The organism is Variovorax sp. 350MFTsu5.1, from assembly GCF_048302515.1.
Classification (GTDB): domain Bacteria; phylum Pseudomonadota; class Gammaproteobacteria; order Burkholderiales; family Burkholderiaceae_C; genus Variovorax; species Variovorax guangxiensis.
In genome coordinates this window covers 2,317,858-2,337,071 of record NZ_CP157620.1, presented here as the reverse complement: position 1 = coordinate 2,337,071, position 19,214 = coordinate 2,317,858, and the positions used below count along the sequence as shown (strand labels likewise).

The 19,214-nt window shown below is 69.3% G+C and carries 18 protein-coding genes; 14 read left to right on the top strand and 4 right to left on the bottom strand.

Annotation, left to right across the window (positions count from 1 at the left end; translation table 11 throughout):
• Positions 1 to 6: 6 nt before the first annotated feature.
• The 6 genes from ABL843_RS10360 (at position 7) to ABL843_RS10335 (ending at position 4,776) form a co-directional block, all read left to right on the top strand.
• On the top strand, positions 7 to 432 hold the full coding sequence (locus ABL843_RS10360) for a hypothetical protein (protein WP_418119798.1): 426 nt from the start codon (positions 7 to 9) through the stop codon (positions 430 to 432).
• Between the two features lie 80 nt (positions 433 to 512).
• Positions 513 to 2,021: a TolC family protein gene (locus tag ABL843_RS10355; RefSeq protein ID WP_418119797.1), complete on the top strand. Its 1,509-nt coding sequence runs from the start codon at positions 513 to 515 to the stop codon at positions 2,019 to 2,021.
• Between the two features lies 1 nt (position 2,022).
• On the top strand, positions 2,023 to 3,411 hold the full coding sequence (locus ABL843_RS10350; RefSeq protein WP_418119796.1) for a multicopper oxidase family protein: 1,389 nt from the start codon (positions 2,023 to 2,025) through the stop codon (positions 3,409 to 3,411).
• A 40-nt stretch (positions 3,412 to 3,451) separates the two neighbouring features.
• Positions 3,452 to 3,979: a cupredoxin domain-containing protein gene (locus ABL843_RS10345; RefSeq protein WP_418119795.1), complete on the top strand. Its 528-nt coding sequence runs from the start codon at positions 3,452 to 3,454 to the stop codon at positions 3,977 to 3,979.
• 10 nt (positions 3,980 to 3,989) lie between these two features.
• A complete protein-coding gene (locus tag ABL843_RS10340) occupies positions 3,990 to 4,445 on the top strand; it encodes a DUF411 domain-containing protein (protein WP_418119794.1) in 456 nt (151 codons plus the stop codon).
• Between the two features lie 40 nt (positions 4,446 to 4,485).
• A complete protein-coding gene (locus tag ABL843_RS10335) occupies positions 4,486 to 4,776 on the top strand; it encodes a copper-binding protein (protein WP_418119793.1) in 291 nt (96 codons plus the stop codon).
• Here the strand turns inward: ABL843_RS10335 and ABL843_RS10330 are convergent.
• Positions 4,745 to 5,638, bottom strand: coding sequence for an isocitrate lyase/PEP mutase family protein (locus ABL843_RS10330; protein ID WP_418119792.1), 894 nt, complete (start codon positions 5,636 to 5,638; stop codon positions 4,745 to 4,747). The genes ABL843_RS10335 and ABL843_RS10330 overlap by 32 nt on opposite strands.
• A gap of 106 nt (positions 5,639 to 5,744) precedes the next feature.
• Here ABL843_RS10330 and ABL843_RS10325 point away from each other — a divergent pair, with 106 nt between their 5' ends.
• Positions 5,745 to 6,641: a LysR family transcriptional regulator gene (locus ABL843_RS10325; RefSeq protein WP_418119791.1), complete on the top strand. Its 897-nt coding sequence runs from the start codon at positions 5,745 to 5,747 to the stop codon at positions 6,639 to 6,641.
• On the opposite strand, the gene ABL843_RS10320 is transcribed toward ABL843_RS10325, so the two are convergent.
• On the bottom strand, positions 6,638 to 7,933 hold the full coding sequence (locus ABL843_RS10320) for an NAD(P)/FAD-dependent oxidoreductase (RefSeq protein WP_418119790.1): 1,296 nt from the start codon (positions 7,931 to 7,933) through the stop codon (positions 6,638 to 6,640). The two genes, ABL843_RS10325 and ABL843_RS10320, sit on opposite strands and share 4 nt — an antisense overlap.
• Before the next feature lie 41 nt (positions 7,934 to 7,974).
• On the opposite strand from ABL843_RS10320, the gene ABL843_RS10315 reads away from it, so the two are divergent.
• From ABL843_RS10315 to ABL843_RS10295, 5 genes are read left to right on the top strand one after another with little or no spacing between them, the layout of a single operon-like run.
• Positions 7,975 to 9,006, top strand: coding sequence for a P1 family peptidase (locus tag ABL843_RS10315; RefSeq protein ID WP_184636140.1), 1,032 nt, complete (start codon positions 7,975 to 7,977; stop codon positions 9,004 to 9,006).
• Between the two features lie 17 nt (positions 9,007 to 9,023).
• Positions 9,024 to 10,412 carry a TAXI family TRAP transporter solute-binding subunit gene (locus ABL843_RS10310; RefSeq protein WP_418119789.1) on the top strand — a complete coding sequence of 463 codons (1,389 nt, stop codon included), beginning with the start codon at positions 9,024 to 9,026 and terminating at the stop codon, positions 10,410 to 10,412.
• Entirely contained in the window at positions 10,402 to 12,183 is a 1,782-nt protein-coding gene (gene pabB, locus ABL843_RS10305; RefSeq protein WP_418119788.1) for an aminodeoxychorismate synthase component I, read from the top strand. Before ABL843_RS10310 ends, pabB begins: the two co-directional genes overlap by 11 nt.
• 51 nt (positions 12,184 to 12,234) lie before the next feature.
• Positions 12,235 to 12,723, top strand: a complete 489-nt coding sequence (locus ABL843_RS10300) for a MerR family transcriptional regulator (protein WP_184636134.1) — start codon at positions 12,235 to 12,237, stop codon at positions 12,721 to 12,723.
• Positions 12,650 to 13,105 carry a carboxymuconolactone decarboxylase family protein gene (locus tag ABL843_RS10295; RefSeq protein WP_418119787.1) on the top strand — a complete coding sequence of 152 codons (456 nt, stop codon included), beginning with the start codon at positions 12,650 to 12,652 and terminating at the stop codon, positions 13,103 to 13,105. Before ABL843_RS10300 ends, ABL843_RS10295 begins: the two co-directional genes overlap by 74 nt.
• Before the next feature lie 106 nt (positions 13,106 to 13,211).
• Here ABL843_RS10295 and ettA read toward each other — a convergent pair whose 3' ends face one another.
• Positions 13,212 to 14,873: an energy-dependent translational throttle protein EttA gene (gene ettA / locus ABL843_RS10290; protein ID WP_126024130.1), complete on the bottom strand. Its 1,662-nt coding sequence runs from the start codon at positions 14,871 to 14,873 to the stop codon at positions 13,212 to 13,214.
• A gap of 301 nt (positions 14,874 to 15,174) precedes the next feature.
• Between ettA and ABL843_RS10285 the strand changes: the two genes are divergently transcribed.
• On the top strand, positions 15,175 to 16,947 hold the full coding sequence (locus ABL843_RS10285) for a DEAD/DEAH box helicase (protein WP_369658830.1): 1,773 nt from the start codon (positions 15,175 to 15,177) through the stop codon (positions 16,945 to 16,947).
• 143 nt (positions 16,948 to 17,090) lie between these two features.
• Complete coding sequence (locus ABL843_RS10280) at positions 17,091 to 18,128, top strand: endonuclease/exonuclease/phosphatase family protein (RefSeq protein WP_418119786.1); 1,038 nt, start codon at positions 17,091 to 17,093, stop codon at positions 18,126 to 18,128.
• Positions 18,129 to 18,140: 12 nt separating this feature from the next.
• On the opposite strand, the gene ABL843_RS10275 is transcribed toward ABL843_RS10280, so the two are convergent.
• Complete coding sequence (locus ABL843_RS10275) at positions 18,141 to 19,211, bottom strand: ABC transporter ATP-binding protein (RefSeq protein ID WP_418119785.1); 1,071 nt, start codon at positions 19,209 to 19,211, stop codon at positions 18,141 to 18,143.
• Positions 19,212 to 19,214 lie beyond the last annotated feature (3 nt).

Below are 19,214 nucleotides of genomic sequence, written 5' to 3'. Positions count from 1 at the left end.
CGCCCCATGCGCACCCTGTTGCTCGCCATCATGATCGTCCTGCTGCCCATCCGCGGCTGGCTGGGCGATGCCATGGCGGTCGAGATGGTGCGGCATTCGCTGCCGGCGGCCATGGAGGCCGCTACCGTGGCCTCAGCAGCGGCCGAGGCCCATTGCCACGAGGCGATGGATGCCGATGCAGGCGGCGACATCGCGATGGCTATGTCGTCTGCCCACGGCAGCAGCCATGACGACGGCAGCAGCAACACCAGCCACAACGACCATCAAGGCTGCGGCACCTGCGTTGCCTGCCAGGTCTGCCACACGGTGGCGCTCGGCGGCATGCCGCTGGTCGCCATCGTTCACGGCGCGCCCCAGGCGTCGCCCGCGGCCCACGCGGCCCGCTTCGTCAGCGCGGAGCCCGTCCAGGGCCTGAAGCCGCCCATTTCCTGATCTCCCTGCCCGTAGTCCGTCCGCAGTGAGCCCGTTGTTCCGGCTCGCGGCGTCCGTCGTATTGCTCATGGAGATCGAAAGTGAATTCCCTCATTCGCCGGCAGGCTGCCGGCACCCGTGGCCATCGCAGGCGTAGCGAAGCGCGCCCGCCCCGGCTCCCATCCATCAGAACCATCAGGACCGGCGCAGCGCTGGCCGCCGCGCTGGTGCTCGCCGGCTGCGCCAGCCTCTCGCCCGACGGCGGCAGCGCCGACGTGCAGGCGCTGGTGTCGGGCAACCCGCTCATGGCGGGCGCCACCGCCCAGCGTACGCCCGACGAGGCTTCGCAGAAGAGCGTCGATGCGCTGCTGGCCAAACCGCTGGACGTCGAGTCCGCGGTGCGCATCGCGCTCATCAACGGCCCGCGCGTGCAGGACGCCTTCGCGACCCTGCAGCTCAGCGATGCCGACCGGGTGCAGGCCGCGAGCCTGCCGAACCCGGTGCTCTCGTTCAGCCGCCTGGCGCAGGGCAGCGAGCGCGAGTTCGAGCGGATGCTCAGCTTCAACGTGCTGGGCCTCGTCACGCTGCCATGGCAGGCCCGGTGGGCGGGCCAGCGGCACGAGGCCGCCAGGCTGCAGGCAGCGCAGAGCGTGCTGATGCTCGCGGCCGACACGCGCCGCGCCTGGGTTCGCGCAGTGGCCGCACAACAGGGCGTGACCTATCTGCGCGACGCGAAGGAAGCCGCCGAAGCCGGCGCCGAGCTCGCTCACCGCATGGCCCAGGTCGGCAACTGGAGCGCGCTGCAGCGCACGCGCGAGCAGCTTCTGCTGGCCGATGCCGCAGCGCAGCTGGCGCGCGCCGAGCAGGCCGCCGTCGCCTCGCGCGAGCAGCTCACGCGCCTGATGGGCCTGGGCGGCGAACGCGCCGCGAGCTACACCCTGCCCGACCGCCTGCCGCCGCTGCCGAAGGCCGCGCCGGAACTCGGCGACGTGCAGGCGCTGGCGCTGCGCGACCGCCTGGACGTGCGCTCTGCACAGGCGCAGAACGACGCTGTGGCCGGCTCGCTCGGCCTCACGCACGCCACCAGCGTCATCAACGCGCTGGAGATCGGCGTGGTGCGCAACACCACCTTCGACAACGACGCCGACCGCACGAAGAAGACCCAGCGCGGCTTCGACCTGGAGCTGCCGATTCCCATCTTCGACTGGGGCCAGTCCCGCAACGGCCGCGCCGAGGCGCAGTACCTGCAGTCGGCGGCCCGCGTGCGCGACGTGGGCGTGCTCGCCGCGAGCGAGGCGCGCGAGGCATGGCAGGGCTGGAACACGGCGTACGCGCTCGCCCGCCGCTACCGCGACGAGGTGCTGCCGCTGCGCAGGAAGGTCAACGAGGAAATGGTGCTGCGCTACAACGGCATGCTCGCCAGCGTGTGGGAACTGCTGGGCGAGACGCGCGCCAGCATGCTCGCGGTGAACGCGGGCATCGAGGCGCAGCGCGATTTCTGGATCGCCGACACCGACCTGCAGCTTGTGCTCACGGGCAGTTCGCCCGGTGGAATGTCCGCGCTGCAGACCGCTTCGGCCGCCGAAGCGCCGGCAACGGGAGGGCACTGACATGAACCGCCGCAACTTCTTCGCGGGCGCGGCCACGGCCGTCGCCGCCACCAGCGTGAGCCGCGTTTCCATGGCCGCGCTGCCCGAGCCGGTGTCGCAGGGCTCCACCGCCACCGCGCCACCGCTCTCGCCGCCCAACGGCCGCCCCTACAACCCTGTCGTCACGCTCAACGGCTGGACGCTGCCCTGGCGCATGAACGCCGGCGTCAAGGAGTTCCACCTCGTCGCCGAGCCGGTGGTGCGCGAGATGGCGCCGGGCTTCAAGGTCAACATGTGGGGCTACAACGGCCAGTCGCCGGGCCCGACCATCGAGGTGGTCGAGGGCGACCGCGTGCGCATCTTCGTCACCAACAGGCTGCCCGAGCACACCACCGTGCACTGGCACGGCCAGCGCCTGCCCAACGGCATGGACGGCGTGGGCGGCATCACGCAGCCGCACATTCCGCCGGGCAAGACCTTCGTCTACGAGTTCACCGCGCGCCGGCCCGGCACCTTCATGTACCACCCGCACGCCGACGAGATGGTGCAGATGGCGATGGGGATGATGGGCTTCTGGGTCACGCACCCGAAGGCCGACCACCCGCTGATCGAGAAGGCCGACCGCGACTTCTGCTTCCTGCTCGGCAGCTTCGACGTGGAGCCCGGCAGCGCCACGCCCAAGGTCAACACCATGACCGACTTCAACATCTGGAGCTTCAACAGCCGCGTGTTCCCGGGCATCGACACGCTCAACGTGCGTAAGGGCGACCGCGTGCGCATCCGCGTGGGCAACCTGACGATGACCAACCACCCGATCCACATCCACGGCCACGAGTTCGAGGTGACCGGCACCGACGGCGGCCCCGTGCCGCGCACCGCGCGCTGGCCCGAGGTGTCGGTGGACGTGGCGGTGGGCCAGATGCGGCAGCTGGAGTTCATCGCCGACGAGGAAGGCGACTGGGCCATGCACTGCCACAAGTCGCACCACACCATGGGCCCGATGGGCCACGACGTGCCCACCATGATCGGCGTCGACCACAAGGGCGTGGCCGAGAAGATAAAAAAGCTCGTCCCCGACTACATGGTGATGGGCGACAAGGGCATGGCGGACATGGGCGAGATGGAGATGCCCATTCCCGACAACACCGTGCCGATGATGACCGGCACCGGCCCCTTCGGTTCGGCCGAGATGGGCGGCATGTTCACGCTGCTGAAGGTGCGGCGCGACCAGAAGCCGGGCGACTACCGCGACCCGGGCTGGTTCAGGCACCCGCCGGGCACCGTCGCGCGCGAGGTGAAGGGCGCGAACGTGCCGCCGGCGACCCGCAAGGAAGCCCCGGCCTCGCCGACGGGCGCCAAGCCCGACGCGACCGTGCGCAAGCCCTCGGGGCACGACGCGCACAACCACTGACCTCTGCTCTTTCGTCCTCCTTTCTCACGGAGCTCACCTCATGAAAAAGACACAACTCAAGTCCATCGTCGCGGGCCTTGCGCTCGCGGCACTCGCCAGCGCCCCGTTCGCGCACGAGGCCCACAACAAACCCAAGCCCAAGGGCGCCGCCGAACTCGCGCCCGAGCAGAAGCCCTGGGGCATCGCCGGCAAGAGCAGCGCGGTGAAGCGCACCATCGACATCGCGATGGCCGACGACATGAGCTTCACGCCCTCGGTCATCGAGGTGCGCGAGGGCGACACCGTCCGCCTGCGCTTGAAGAACCGCGGCAAGGAGCTGCACGAGCTGGTGCTCGGCACCACCTCCGAGATCGAGGCCCACGCGGCCATGATGAAGAAGTTTCCGGACATGGAGCACGACGATCCATGGATGGTCCACGTGCCCGCCGGCAAGACCGGCAGCATGGTCTGGACCTTCAACCGCGCCGGCGACTTCGACTTCGCCTGCCTCGTGAAAGACCACTACGAGCTCGGCATGGCGGGCCGCGTCCGCGTGCTGCCTGCCGCCATGGGCGGCTACAAATCCTGAAGGAGACCCCATGAAGAGAAGACGCGTGTTGCTGGCTTTGGCTTCCACCGCCATGCCTTTCGCCGCGACCAAAGCGCTGGCCGCCGCGCCGATGGTCGAGATCTGGAAAGCCCCGAACTGCGGCTGTTGCCAGGACTGGGTGAAGCATCTCAACAGGAACGGCTTCGCCACCCGCGTGCACGACGAAGGCAACACGGCCGCGCGCAACCGGCTGGGCGTGCCCGCCAAGCTGAGCTCCTGCCACACGGGCCTCGTCGGCGGCTACGCCATCGAAGGCCACGTGCCCGCACGCGAGGTTCAGCGGCTGCTGAAGGAAAAGCCCAAGGCCATCGGCCTCGCGGTGCCCGGCATGCCGGTCGGCTCCCCAGGCATGGACGGCCCGGCCTACGGCGACCAGCGCGATCCCTACGACGTGCTGCTGGTGCTGGCCGATGGCAGCACGCGCGTCTTCCAGAGCTATCGCTGAATCGACCCCGAACCACCCAGACAAGGAAAGCAAACTCATCATGAAGAAACTGTTCACTGCCCTCGCCGCCACACTGCTCGCCGCCGCGGCTTTCGCCCAGGCTGCCCTGCCCTCCGTGGAGGGCGAGGTGCGCAAGATCGACCTCGACGCGAAGAAGATCACGCTGAAGCACGGCGACATTCCCAACCTCGAAATGACGGGCATGACGATGGTGTTCCGCGTGAGCGACCCCGCGCTGCTCGGCAAGGTGAAGCCCGGCGACAAGGTGCAGTTCACCGCCGACAAGGTCGACGGCGCGCTCACCGTGCTGTCGATAGCTCCGGCGCACTGAGCCCGGCCCGCAGTGCGGCTTCGAACACCGCGTTCAGCTCGCGCTGCGGGATCTGGCTGCTCGCGTAGGAAACCGTTCCCAGCGTGCGGAGCTCCTGCGCGCTGCGCCGCACGAGCGCCATGGCCGAGCGCGCGATCGAGCCGCCCACGCTGATGCGCCTGGCGCCGGCCTCGATCAGGCTGAAGGCGCTGGCGCCAGCCTCGTTCAGCCCCATCACGATGTTGAGCGGGCCCGCGATCTCGCGCGCCAGCGTCGACACCAGCGACGGATCGGTGACGCCGGGCACGAACACGCAGTCCGCGCCAGCCTCGATGAAGCGGTTGGCGCGCTGGATCGCGATGCGCAGCGCGCCGTTGCCTGGAAACTGGAACGCGTCGGTGCGCGCGTTCAGCACGAAACCGCCGCCGGCCGCATCGATGGCGGCCCGGGCGGCCGCGATGCGGGCCACGGCCAGTTGCTCGTCGAACAGGCGTCCGTGCGCGGCATCGGTGTCCTCGATATTGCCGCCCGCCGCACCTGCATCCATCGCCATGCGAACCGTGTCGGCCACATCTTCGGGCGCGTCGCCGTAGCCCGCTTCCAGATCGGCATTGACGGGGATGGAGACCGCTGCGGCGATCTTCCCGACCACTTCCAGCATCTCCTCGCGCCCTACCGCGAGCCGCGAGTCCCTCACGTTGTAGTCGGGCCTGCCCAGCGAGAACGCGATGCCCGCGCTGGTGGTGCCTATCGCCTCGAAGCCCTCCGCCGCGAGCAGCACCGCGCTGCCCGGGTCCCAGGCGTTGGGCATGACGAATCCGCGATTCGCGCGGTGCAGCTCGAGAAAGGCGCGGCCGCGCGCCAGGCGTGTCTTCTGGTCCATTCCAGCTCCGGCTGATCGATGAAGGCCCGATCGTCGCGGCCGCTGTGGCGCGCGTCAAACGCATAATATTTCTTCAACCCATCGATTCTTTGCATGGATTCGCCACATGGACTCGGAAGCCCTCGCCACATTCCTGACGGTCCACCGCCAAGGCGGCGTGTCGGCCGCCGCGACCGCCCTCTCGCGCACGCAGTCGGCCATCAGCCGCCGCCTGGCGCTGCTTGAAGAGGAGCTCGACGCTCCGCTCTTCGAGCGCGTGGGCCGGGGACTGCGGCTGAGCCAGGCGGGCGAGGCGCTGCTGCCGCATGCGGAGAAGGTCGCTGCAGCGCTGGGCGACGCGATGGCCGCCGTGCAGGCCGCGAAATCCGACGCGGCGGGAACGGTGCACATCGCCGCCGTCGGCACGCTGGCAAGCTCGGGCCTCGCGGCGGTGCTCGCGAAGCTGCGGACCTCGCTGCCCGGCCTCGACATCCGCCTGCAGACGGCCACCAGCGCCGAGGTCAGCGAGAAGGTGCGCGCGAGCGACGTGGCAGTGGGGTTGCGCTACTACGAAGACCCGTCGCCGGACCTGCTGTGCAAGGTCATCCACGACGAGCAGCTGGTGGTGGCCTGCGCGCCGTCGCATCCGCTGGCGGGCAGGCGTCTGAAGTCGCTGGTGCGGCTCTCGAAGGAGCGGTGGCTGGCCTTTCCGCAGCCGCCCCGGCGCACCGAGCCGCATGCGGAGGCGATCTTTTCGCAGTTCCTCGTGCGGGGCGTGGAGCGCATCGACTGGAGTGCGGTCGACAGCCTCACGGCGCAGAAGCGGCTGGTGGAGGCGGGGTTCGGGCTCGCCTTCCTGCAGGCAAGCGGCATCGCGGAAGAAGTCGCGCGGGGCAGCCTCGCGCTGATCCGCATCGACGATCTGGACGTGCGCGTGCCCGTGGCGTGCGTGGTGCGCCGCTCGGCGTTTCTCAGCCGCGCGACGCGCACACTGCTGGCCGAGCTGGAGCGCGCCGAACTCTAGAAACGCGCCGCGTCGAAGGGCGTCAGCGGAATCTCCGGATCGGTACCCGCGAGCAACTGCGCCGCCAGCCGCCCGGTGCGCGCCGAGCCGCACAGGCCGACATGGCCATGGCCGAAGGCCAGCACGATGTCGGGCGTCGCGGCAGCCGGGCCGATGCAGGGCAAGCCGTCCGGCAGGCTCGGGCGATGCCCCAGCCAGTGCTTCACGGTGATCGCTCCCGATGCGGGCCGTGCAAGCGAGGGAAACATCGATTGCAGATGCGCGTGCAGGATCTCGGCACGGCGCCAGTCCGGCGCGGCTTCGAGGCCCGCGATCTCCACCTGCCCGGCCGCGCGCAGGCCGCCGTCCATCCAGTGCGCGATGAGCTTGCCGTCGGCCACCATGGTCGGCGTGCGCGGGCCGGCCTTGGCGTCTTCGACGACCACGTGGTAGCCGCGCTCCGATTCCAGAGGCACCGCCGAGCCGGCCGCTGCCGCCAGCGGGCCGGAGCGGGCACCGGCGCAGATGGCGGCAGCGTCGCAGGCGATCTCGCCGGTATCGGTGAGCACGGCTCGCAGCCGGCCGCCCTCGATGCGGAAACCAGTCGCGCGAGCCGCAATGCGCTCGGCGCCCGCGTCGAGCGCATGCCGTGCCAGCGCAGCCACGTAGCGGCCCGGGTCGCGGCAATGGCCGGCCTCGGGCACGAAGATGCCGAGCGTGTATCGCGCATCCAGGTCGGGCTCGCGGCGGCGGAGTTCGTCCTGCGGCCATTCCTCCCACTGCACGCCGGTGCGCCGGCGCACGCGCCAGCCCAGCGCGTCGCCGTCGAACTCGGCGCGCGAGCGGTAGGCATGCAGCAGCCCGCGCTGCTCGATGAGCTGCGGCACGCCGGCTTCGGCTGCCAGCCGCGCATGCAGCGCAGGCGCATCGGCCAGCAGCGTGCGAAGCACGTCGGCCGTGTGCTGCACGCGCGCCTCGGTCCAGCCCGAGGCCAGGTAGCGCAGCAGCCACGGCAAGGCGCGCGGCAGGTAGCGCCAGCGCAGGGCCAGCGGGCCGAGCGGATCGGCCAGCCAGCCCGGCACCTTGCGCCATGCGCCCGGCAGCGCGGGCGGCACCACCGAGTGCGACGAAAGCCAGCCGGCATTGCCGTAGCTGGTGGCGTGCTGGCCGCCCGGCTCACCGGGCTCCAGCACCGTCACGCGCAGGCCCGCGCGCAGTGCCTCGATGGCGGTGGCGCTGCCGACCGCGCCCGCGCCGATCACCGCCACGTGGCGAACCCCGCCGGGGGAAGAGAAACTTCTTGCAACCGTCATGGAGGGCGATCGTAGAGGGTACGGTCTCATAATCGGCCGCCATGTCAGCACCGTCTTCCTCCCTCCTCTCCCATTCCGCCGGTGCCATCACCGACGTCGCCGGCATCGAGGTCGGCCATTTCACCGAAACCCGCCGTCCCACCGGCTGCACCGTGATCATGGCGCGCGAAGGCGCGGTTGCCGGCGTGGACGTTCGCGGCGCCGCGCCCGGCACGCGCGAGACCGACCTGCTCTCGCCCGGCAACCTCGTGCAGCAGGTGCACGCGGTGATGCTCGCGGGGGGCAGCGCCTGGGGCCTGGCGTCCGCCGAAGGCGCGATGCGCTGGATGGAGGAACGCGGCATCGGCATGGACGTGCGCTTCGGCACCCTGCCCATCGTGCCGGCTGCCGTGCTGTTCGACCTGCCCATGGGCGACGCGCGCATCCGTCCCGACGCGGCCGCCGGCTATGCGGCCTGCGAAGCCGCCAGCACCGCAGCGCCCGCCGAGGGCAACGTGGGCGCCGGCACCGGCGCGCTGGTGGGCAAGCTCTTCGGCGTGCACCGCGCGATGAAGGGCGGCGTCGGCACCGCATCGGTCAAGGTGGGCGGCGTCACGGTGGGCGCGCTGATTGCCGTGAACTCGCTGGGCGACGTGATCGACCACGACACCGGCCAGCCCGTGGCCGGCGCGCGCACCGAGGACGGCAATGCGCTGCTCGACACCCGCCGCGCGCTGCTGCGCGGCCTGAGCCCCAAGCCGCTGCTCGCGGGCACCAACACCACCATCGGCGTGATCGCCACCGACGCGGTGCTGACCAAGGTGCAGGCCAACCGGCTCGCCACGGTGGCGCACGACGGCCTGGCACGCGCCATCAACCCGGTTCACACCATGAGCGACGGCGACACGCTGTTCGCGCTGGCTACCGGCCGCGTGCCGCTGGAGGGCGACGCCCCCGGCATGACGGTGCTGAGCACCATGGCTGCCGAGGCCGTCGCCATCGCCACGCTGCGCGCGGTGCACGCGGCTCGCACGGTGACGGTGGGCGAGCTGCACATTCCCTGCGCGGCGGATCTCGGCAAGGCGCGCGGCTGACAACGGGAGGCATCACCATGGCGTTCCCCAGAACCCTGAAGCTGATACTGCTGTCGATCCGCGACCTGATCGCTTCGGCGGGGCCGATCGTGTTCATCGTCATCGGGCTGCTGGTCGCGGCCTACTGGTGGCTGCAGCCGCAGCCGCCCAAGCACGTGACGCTGGCCACCGGCCCAACGGGCAGCGCCTACGCCCAGTTCGGCAAGCGCTATGCCGAGGCGCTCAGGCACAACGGCATCGAGGTGGAGCTCAAGGCCACCTCGGGCTCGACCGAGAACCTGCAGCTGCTGCGCACCGGCGGCGCCGACGTGGGCTTCGTGCGCGGGGGCAGCGCCGACCCGAAGGCCGACGAGGAAGCCGGCCTCACCTCGCTGGGCAGCCTCTTCTACGAGCCGATCTGGCTCTTCTACCGCACCGACTCGGCCCAGAAGATCGACCGAAAGACCGCCACGCTGACCTCGCTCACCCAGCTGCGCGGCCTGCGCGTGAACGTCGACCTGCCCGGCAGCGGGCTGCCGGACATCATGGAGCGCATGCTCAAGGCCAACAGGCTCGGGCCCGACGACCTGCTGCTGTCGAACCTGGAACAGGCCTCGGCCGCCGAGGCGCTGGAAGCCGGCATCCTCGACGCCATCGTGCTGTCTTCCGCGCCGCAGTCGCTGCAGGTGCAGAGGCTGCTGCGCTCCGACTCGATCAAGCTCATGGACTTCGGGCAAGCCGACGCCTACTCGCGGCGCTTTCCCTTCCTCTCGGCCGTGACGCTGCCGCGCGGGATGATCGACCTGTCGAAGGACATGCCGCCGCACGACGTGTCGCTGCTCGCGGCCACCACCTCGCTGCTGTCGCGCGACGAGACCCACCCCGCGCTGCGCCAGCTCTTCGCGCAGGCGGCGCAGTCGGTGCACAGCGGCGCCGGCTGGTTCAACCGCGCGCGCGACTTCCCCAACACCCGCACCAGCGAACTGCCGGTGAGCCCCGAGGGCGACCGCGCCATCAACGGCACGCCGCCGGTGTGGCAGCGCTACCTGCCCTTCTGGGCCAGCAACCTCGTGGAGCGCATGTGGCTGGTGCTCGGCGGTCTGCTGGTGCTGATGCTGCCGCTGAGCCGCGTGGTGCCGCCGCTGTACCAGTTCCGCGTGCGCCGGCGCGTGTTTCGCTGGTATGCGCGGCTGCGCGACATCGAGGCGAAGGTCGACGCACAGAAGGGCGAGCAGAAGGAACTGCTCGAAGACCTCGACCAGCTCGACCGCGTGGTCAACAAGGTGGCGGTGCCTCTGTCGTACGCCGACGAGCTCTATGCGCTGCGCAACAACATCTACGCGGTGCGCAAGCGGGTGCTGGCCAGGACGCCGCAGGGCGCCGCGACCGAAGCGGCCCCGACGACCGCCGCGAACGATGCGACCTGACGAGGCCCGGCCCAGGACATTGCGCACGCTGATCGACTTCGCACAGCCGCTCGGCGGCGCCGGCCGGCTGCGGCTGGGCTTCGGCGAGCCTTCACGCGTGCTGGTGGCGCGCACGGCGGACGAGGTGCGGCCCGTGCTCGATGCCGTCGAGGCGCTGGCACGCGAGGGGCGTTGGTGCGTGGGCTATCTGCGCTACGAAGCGGCGGCAGCGTTCGACCGCGCGTTCGCGGTGCATGCGGCGGATGGACCGCTGGCATGGTTCGGCGTGCACGACGAAGCCCTGCCCTGGCCCGAAGCCACGGGCAACGACGCTCCTGCGTCGCTCGACTGGCAGCTCGGTCTCTCTCGGGCGGACTTCGATAGCCGCATCCAGGCCATCCACCGCGCGATCTCCAACGGCGAGCTCTACCAGCTCAACTACACCGCCACGCTGCACGCCGACTTCCACGGCGAGCCGCTGGCCCTGTTCATGGCGCTGCGGCAGGCGCAGCCCGACGGCTATGCCGCCTTCATCGACGCCGGCGAGGAGCAGCTTCTGTCGGTGTCGCCCGAGCTTTTCTTCGACTGGCAGGGCGAACGCATCCTGACGCGCCCGATGAAGGGCACGGCCCCGCGCGGCGCCACGCCCGCCGAGGACGAGGCGCTGGCCCAACGGCTTCGCACCGTGCCCAAGGAGCGGGCCGAGAACGTGATGATCGTGGACCTGATCCGCAACGACCTCTCGCGCGTGGCCAAGCCCTTCTCGGTGCGCGTGCCACGCCTCTTCCACACCGAGGCGCTGCCTACCGTGTGGCAGATGACGTCGGACGTGGAAGCCCTCGTGCGCGAAGGCACGACGCTGGCCGACGCGTTCGCGGCGCTGTTCCCGTGCGGCTCCATCACCGGCGCGCCCAAGGTGAGCGCGATGCGCATGATCCGCGAGCTGGAGCCCGAGGCGCGCGGCGTTTACTGCGGCGCGGTGGGCGTCGTGCAGCCCGGCGGCCATGCGATCTTCAACGTGCCGATCCGCACCGTGGCATTGCGCGGCGCGCAGGCGCGCTGCGGCATCGGCAGCGGCATCACGGCCGATGCCCGGGCCGATGCGGAGTGGGAGGAATGGCGGCACAAGCGGGCCTTTCTGGACCGGGCGGGCCGGGCGTCGGGGCCGCCGTTCGACCTGCTCGAAACCCTCGCGCTGGTGGATGGCGAACTCCGCGACGCACCGGCCCATCTGGCGCGCATGGCGATCGCAGCCGCGCATTTCGAGCGCCCGTGGAACCAGGCGTCGGTTGCATCCTGCCTCGACGATCTGAAGGCCCGGCACGCCACGGGCATGTGGCGTGTGCGCCTGCTGCTCGACGCACAAGGCACGCCGCGCGCCGAAGCCTTCGCGATGGAAGCGCCGCCCGCGCGCGTGCTCCTGCAGCTTGCCACGCGCCCTTTCGGCGAGGCCCATAGCGAGTTCACCCGCTTCAAGACCACGCGCCGCGCCCACTACGAAGCCCTCGCGCCCACGGAATCCGGCGCGTTCGACACGCTGCTGTGGAACCGCGACGGCGAGATCACCGAATGCACGCGCGGCAACATCGCCCTGCTGCTGGACGGCCGCTGGGTCACGCCGCCGCTGCGCTGCGGGCTGCTCGGCGGCATCGGCCGCGCCAATCGCCTGCGCAGCGGCCAGCTTGCCGAAGCGGTCGTGCGCGTGGACGATCTGCCCCGCGTGCAGGCCCTCGCCTTCGTCAACAGCCTGCGCGGCTGGATCGATGCCGACTTTGCCCCTTTTCAAAAATAGTTCGACAAAGCGCTTGACTTAGAGCGCGCTCCAATTTCGAGAATCGACGCCATGGAAACCAGCCTGACCATCGCGGAAGTCGCTGAACGAACCGGCCTCACGGCCTACACGCTGCGGTATTACGAGCGCATCGGGCTCATCGCGGCGGTGCCCCGTGCACCGGGCGGTCAGCGGCGCTATGCGAGCGCCGACATGGACTTGCTGGATTTCCTGTTGCGCCTGCGCGAGACCGGCATGTCCATCCAGGGCATGCAGGCCTTCGTCAGGCTTCGAAGCCTGGGGGACGCCAGCGTCGGCGAACGGCGCGAGATGCTCGAACGGCATCTCGCCGAGGTTCAGGCCAAGGTGGTGGCGCTGCAGCAATCCATGCAGGCGCTGTCGCTCAAGATCGACCATTACCGCGAGGTCGAGAAGACGAAGAAGCGTCCCCCTCTGTCGGGCAAGGCCCGGGAAGGAAAGACGAGCAATGACGAACACACGACAAGACAAGGATCAAGACGACAGCCAACGCTACGCGCGTGGCCTGGCCAAGCTTCGTGAGATCGATGGTGAAGGCGGCGTCAAGGTCGTCGAGAGCCTGGCCGGCATCGCGCCGGACTTCGGCCGCCTGGTGATCGAGTTTCCGTTCGGCGACATCTACTCACGCCCCGGCCTCGACCTGCGCTCCCGCGAGATCGCGACGGTGGCCGCGCTCACAGCCATGGGCAATGCCACACCGCAGCTGAAGGTGCACATCCATGCCGCGCTGAACGTCGGCGTGACGCGCGACGAGGTGGTCGAGGTCATCATGCAGATGGCGGTGTACGCGGGCTTTCCGGCGGCACTCAACGGCCTCTTCGCGGCGCGCGACGTGTTCGCGGCGGAGGATGAAAAAAGCGCGCGGCCCCTTGCGGAACCGCGCGCTCTTGCCGAAGCGATCTGAGCCCATTCGAGGAACACCACGGAACCGGCTTTGCCGGGCCGCAGGTGTTGCCCCCGGAAGGGGGTTGGCGTAGCGACACGAAGTGCGCGCAGCCTGGGGGCGAGCCTTATTTCAGGGCTTTGTAGCGCATGCGCTTGGGCTTGGCGCCCTCTTCGCCCAGGCGCTTCTTCTTGTCGGCTTCGTACTCCTGGTAGTTGCCATCGAAGAAGGTCCACTGGCTGTCGCCTTCGGCCGCGAGGATGTGCGTGGCGATGCGGTCGAGGAACCAGCGGTCGTGGCTGATCACCATGACCGTGCCGGCGAACTCGAGCAGCGCGTCTTCCAGGGCGCGCAGGGTTTCCACGTCGAGGTCGTTCGACGGTTCGTCCAGCAGCAGCACGTTGCCGCCCGCGATCAGCGTCTTGGCCAGGTGCAGGCGGCCGCGTTCACCGCCCGACAGCGTGCCGACCTTCTTCTGCTGGTCGGCGCCGTTGAAGTTGAAGCGGCCCGCGTAGGCGCGGCTGGCCATCTGGAACTTGCCGACGTTGATGATGTCGAGCCCGCCCGAGATGTCTTCCCACACGGTCTTCTGGTCGGCCAGAGCGTCGCGCGCCTGGTCGACGAAGGCCATCTTCACGGTCTGGCCGATGGTGACCTCGCCCGAATCCGGCTTCTCCTTGCCCGCCAGCAGCTTGAACAGCGTCGACTTGCCGGCGCCGTTCGGGCCGATGATGCCGACGATGGCACCGGCCGGCACGTTGAAGCTCAGGTTGTCGATCAGCATGCGGTCGCCGAAGGACTTGCTGACGTTCTTGAACTCGAACACCTGGCTGCCCAGGCGGTCGGCCACGGGAATGAAGATTTCCTGCGTTTCGTTGCGCTTCTGGTATTCGACGTCGCTCAGCTCCTCGAAGCGGGCCAGGCGAGATTTGCTCTTGGCCTGGCGCGCCTTCGGGTTCTGGCGCGACCACTCGAGTTCCTTCTTCAGGGCCTTGGCATGGGCTTCCTCGCTCTTTTGCTCCTGCGCCAGGCGCTCGCCCTTCTGCTCGAGCCAGGTGCTGTAGTTGCCCTTCCATGGAATGCCGCGGCCGCGGTCCAGTTCGAGAATCCACTCGGCGGCGTTGTCGAGGAAGTAGCGGTCGTGGGTGATGGCCACCACGGTGCCGGGGAAGCGCTGCAGGAACACTTCGAGCCATTCGACCGATTCGGCGTCAAGGTGGTTGGTCGGTTCGTCGAGCAGCAGCATGTCGGGCTTGCTCAGCAGCAGGCGGCACAGCGCCACGCGGCGCTTTTCACCGCCCGAGAGCACGCCGATCTTGGCGTCCCAGGCCGGCAGGCGCAGCGCGTCGGCGGCGATCTCCAGCTGGTGCTCGGAGTCGGTGCCGGCGGTGGCGATGATGGCTTCGAGCTCGGCCTGCTCGGCCGCAAGCGCGTCGAAGTCGGCGTCTTCGGCTGCGTACAGCTCGTAGACCTCTTCCAGGCGCTTCTTGGCGGCGTTGACGGCGCCCATCGATTCCTCGACCGATTCGCGCACCGTGTGCTCGGGGTTGAGCTTGGGCTCCTGCTCCAGGTACCCGATGGTCAGGCCGGGCATGGGCAGCGCCTCGCCCTCGATTTCCTTGTCGACGCCCGCCATGATCTTGAGCAGCGTGGACTTGCCCGAGCCGTTCAGGCCGAGCACGCCGATCTTGGCGCCGGGGAAGAAGGACAGCGAAATGTCTTTCAAGATCTGCCGCTTGGGCGGCACGGTCTTGCTGACACGGTTCATCGAATAGACGTATTGAGCCATGTGTGGTTTTGTTACCTTGGGTAGCGGGATTCGAGGGAATGCGCGGCCGCCGGAATGGAGCCATTCGGGCGCGGCAAACCACCGATTATCGACTCATGCGACAATAGGCTCCGTTGCCGGGTCCAGTTGCCCGCAACACCGGCTCTCTGCCGGGGACGAAGAAAGGTCCATTTCAACCCTTTTGCGAGGGCGGACTTTCCGGCTCCCACCCCTGACCCTCATCTGCCTTGACTGGCTCGGCGTCAACAAGACGCCAAGCGGGCCGATGCCACTGCGCCGTGTATGGCGCTTATTGTTTTCAATGACTTTTGACGAACTGAAGCTGGCTCCCGCCATCTTGAAGGCTGTGCACGAGCACGGTTACGACACCCCCACCCCCATCCAGGCGCAAGCCATCCCTGCCGTCCTCGAGGGCCACGACCTGCTCGGCGGCGCCCAGACCGGCACCGGCAAGACTGCCGCCTTCACGCTGCCGATGCTGCACAAGCTCACCATGAGCCGCAGCGCCACCAACAAGTTCGGCGGCACCGGCATCCGCGCCCTGGTGCTGACCCCCACCCGCGAACTCGCCGCCCAGGTCGAGGAATCTGTGCGCACCTACGGCAAGTACCTGCAGCTGAGCTCCACCGTGATCTTCGGCGGCGTGGGCATGAACCCGCAGATCAGCAAGCTCAAGAGCGGCGTCGACATCCTCGTGGCCACCCCCGGCCGCCTGCTCGACCTGCAGCAGCAGGGCATGCTCGACCTGGGCCAGGTCCAGATGCTGATCCTCGACGAAGCCGACCGCATGCTCGACATGGGCTTCATCCACGACGTGAAGAAGGTCCTGGCGCTGGTGCCCAAGGAAAAGCAGAGCCTGCTGTTCTCGGCCACCTTCAGCGACGAGATCCGCGACCTGGCCGCCACCCTGCTGCGCAACCCGCAGAGCATCCAGGTCACGCCACGCAACACCACGGTGCAGCGCATCACCCAGGTGATCCACCCGGTGGGCCGCGGCAAGAAGAAGGCGCTGCTCGCGCACATCATCAACGAGAACAAGTGGAGCCAGGTGCTGGTGTTCACGCGCACCAAGTTCGGCGCCAACAGCGTGGCCGAATTCCTCACCAAGAACGGCATCGAGGCGATGGCGCTGCACGGCAACAAGAGCCAGAGTGCACGCACGCAGGCGCTGGCCGGCTTCAAGAGCGGCGAGCTGCGCGCGCTGGTGGCCACCGACATCGCCGCGCGAGGCATCGACATCGACGAGCTGCCGCACGTCGTGAACTACGAGATCCCCAACGTCAGCGAAGACTATGTGCACCGCATCGGCCGCACGGGCCGCGCCGGCTCCAGCGGCGAGGCCGTGAGCTTCGTGTGCCTGGACGAGGAAGGCTTCATGCAGGAGATCGAGCGCTTCACCAAGCAGACGATTCCCGTGCAGGTCATCGAGGGCTTCGGCCCCGAGGAAGGCGAGCGCGCCGAGCCCATCGCCATGGGCCGCCAGACCATCTGGGGCGGCGCCGGCCGTCCGCCGAGCCGCGAAGTCATGCAGGCGGCCGCCAAGGCCGCGCGCACCGAGATGCTGCAGCGCATCCGCGAGAACAAGGCTGGCCAGGGTGGCGGCAACGGCGGTGGCGGCGGCCAGCGCCGTGGCGGCGGCCAGGGTGGCAACGGCCAGGGCCGCAATGCCAATGGCGGCGGCCAGGGTCAAGGACAAGGCCAGGGCCCGCGCGGCCAGGGCGCGCGTCCGCAACAGCAGCCGCGCAACCCGCAGGGTCCGGCACGCGCTCCGCAGCATCACCATCACGCTCCGCACGAGGAGCGCCAGCCGCGCCATCACGGCAACAGCCACAGCCCGACGCAGGCCAACCAGGTCGCGCACCTGCGCGCCGAATCGGTCGGAGGCGGCGCCGGCCAGCCCGATCCGCTGCGCACCAGCGTCGACCACATGGGCGGCCGCGGTCGCGGCGGCCGCTCGGGCGGCGGTGGCTACGGTGGCGGCGGTGGTGGCCGTCGCTCGGGTGGCGGTGGCGGCTACGGCGGTGGCAACCGCTCCGGCGGCGGCGGCGGCGGTGGCCGTTCGTTCGGCCGCTGAGATCCGCCGGTAGCGCCAGCCTGCTACCGCCAGGAATCGGAAAAGGGCATCCGGCACACCGCCGGGTGCCCTTTTTTCATGGGGTTTTCCTGCGCCGCGGCACAGGGCGGGCGGACGACGACTCAAGACACAATCGTCACGCCATGCAATACATCCCGCCCAACTACGCCACCCTCTTCGTAGCCACCTGCAATCTCCTGAACCTTGCGGCGCCCAACCGCGTGTACTACGAGAACCAGGACGCCTACACCGAGCGCGAGTACGAGCGGAAGATCGATTGGACCGGTGAGCGTTTCCATGCGCTCAATGCCGACGTGCTGGCGGTGCAGGAGGTGTGGGACGAATCGGCGCTGAAGGCCTGCATCGCGCGCAGCGGCCTGCGCTACGACTTCATCTCGGTGCCCGGCGCGGAGAACACGCCGCCGCCCGGCAGCCCCGAGGGCACGCCCGGGAGGCCAGGCGCACAGGGCACGCCGCGCGTGGGCATCGCGACGCGGCTGAAGGTGGACGAGGTCCGCTCCTTCGTCGACTTTCCGCCCGGCTTCGGCGTCGATGTGCCTGGGCTCGGTCCGCACACGCGCTTCGAGCGGCCTCCCCTGCTCGCCACGGTTCGCATGAAGCACGGCCAGCAGGTGCACGTGCTCACGGTGCACCTGAAGTCCAAGCGCCCCAAGTTCCTGCAGGACGCGCAGGGCAACCCGCTGGAAGACCGCGACGACCGCAAGGTGGGCGTGATGGCTTCGCTGCGCTCGCTGCTGATGCGCGGCGCCGAGGCCGCCGCCCTGCGCTGCATCGTGATCGACCTGCTGCAGGGCACCAACGTGCCGCTGGTGGTGATGGGCGACTTCAACGACAACCCGCACAGCGTGACCACGCAGCTCGTGGCCGCCACCTCCGAGGTGGCCTACGACAAGGCGGCGCGCGACGTTGCCCTCTTCAACGCCTACGAGATGCAGGGCGAGTCGGCACTCAAGAAGGACGTGGCCTATTCGCACATCCACCAGGGCTACCCGGACGTGCTCGACCAGATCTTCGTGAGCGAGGAATTCGTCGCCACCAGCCGGCACAGCCTGGGCGACGTGCGGCGCGTCGACTACTTCAACGACCACCTGCACGAAGGGCGCGACCGCTCGCGCTCGGACCACGGCTTCGTGCGCGCCCTGCTGCGGCTGCGCACGTAGCCACGATCGGGCTCAGCCCATGCGGCGGCCGGTCTGCCGGTCGAACAGGTGCACGTTCTCCGACTCGATGGCGAGCCGCACGATGTCGTCGGGCCCGGCATCGACCCGGCCGTGCACTGCGAGCACCAGCCTGGCCTCGCCGACCTGCACCAGCAGTTCGGTCTCGGCGCCGGTAGGCTCCACGACGACGACCCTGGCTTCCACGCCGTGCGAGCCGCCGCCCAGCGTCATGTCGCCGGGGCGGATGCCGTAGTGCACCGGCTGGCCATCGGGCACCGCGGTCGCGGCCGGAACCGGCCAGCGCGCACCCTGCGACTCGACCCAGCATTCCCCGCCCGAGCGCCGCACCGTGCCCTCGATGACGTTCATCGACGGCGAACCGATGAACTGCGCGACGAAGAGGTTGTCGGGACGGTCGTACAGCTCCAGCGGCATGCCGATCTGCTCGATGATGCCGTCGTGCATCACGACGATGCGGTCGGCCATGGTCATCGCCTCGATCTGGTCGTGCGTCACGTAGACGGTGGTGGTCTTCAGCCTCTGGTGCAGCGCCTTGATCTCGGCGCGCATCGCCACGCGCAGCTTGGCGTCGAGGTTCGACAGCGGCTCGTCGAAGAGAAACACCTTCGGGTCGCGCACGATGGCGCGGCCCATGGCCACGCGCTGGCGCTGGCCGCCCGAGAGTTCGCGCGGATAGCGGCCCAGCAGCGCGTCGAGGTTGAGGATCTTCGCGGCCTTGGCCACGCGCTCGTCGGTCACCGACTTGTCGGCGTTGCGCAGCCGCAGGCTGAAGCCCATGTTCTCGCCCACCGTCATGTGCGGATAGAGCGCGTAGCTCTGGAACACCATCGCGATGTCGCGGTCCTTGGACTCGAGGTCGTTGACCACTCGGCCGTCGATGACGATCTCGCCGCCGCTGATGTCCTCCAGGCCCGCGAGCATGCGAAGCAGCGTCGACTTGCCGCAGCCCGAGGGGCCGACCAGCACGACGAACTCGCCGTCGGTGATGTCGAAGCCCAGGCCCTTGATGATCTGGACCTTGCCGAAGGATTTCTGGATATTGCGAAAGGATACGGATGCCATTTT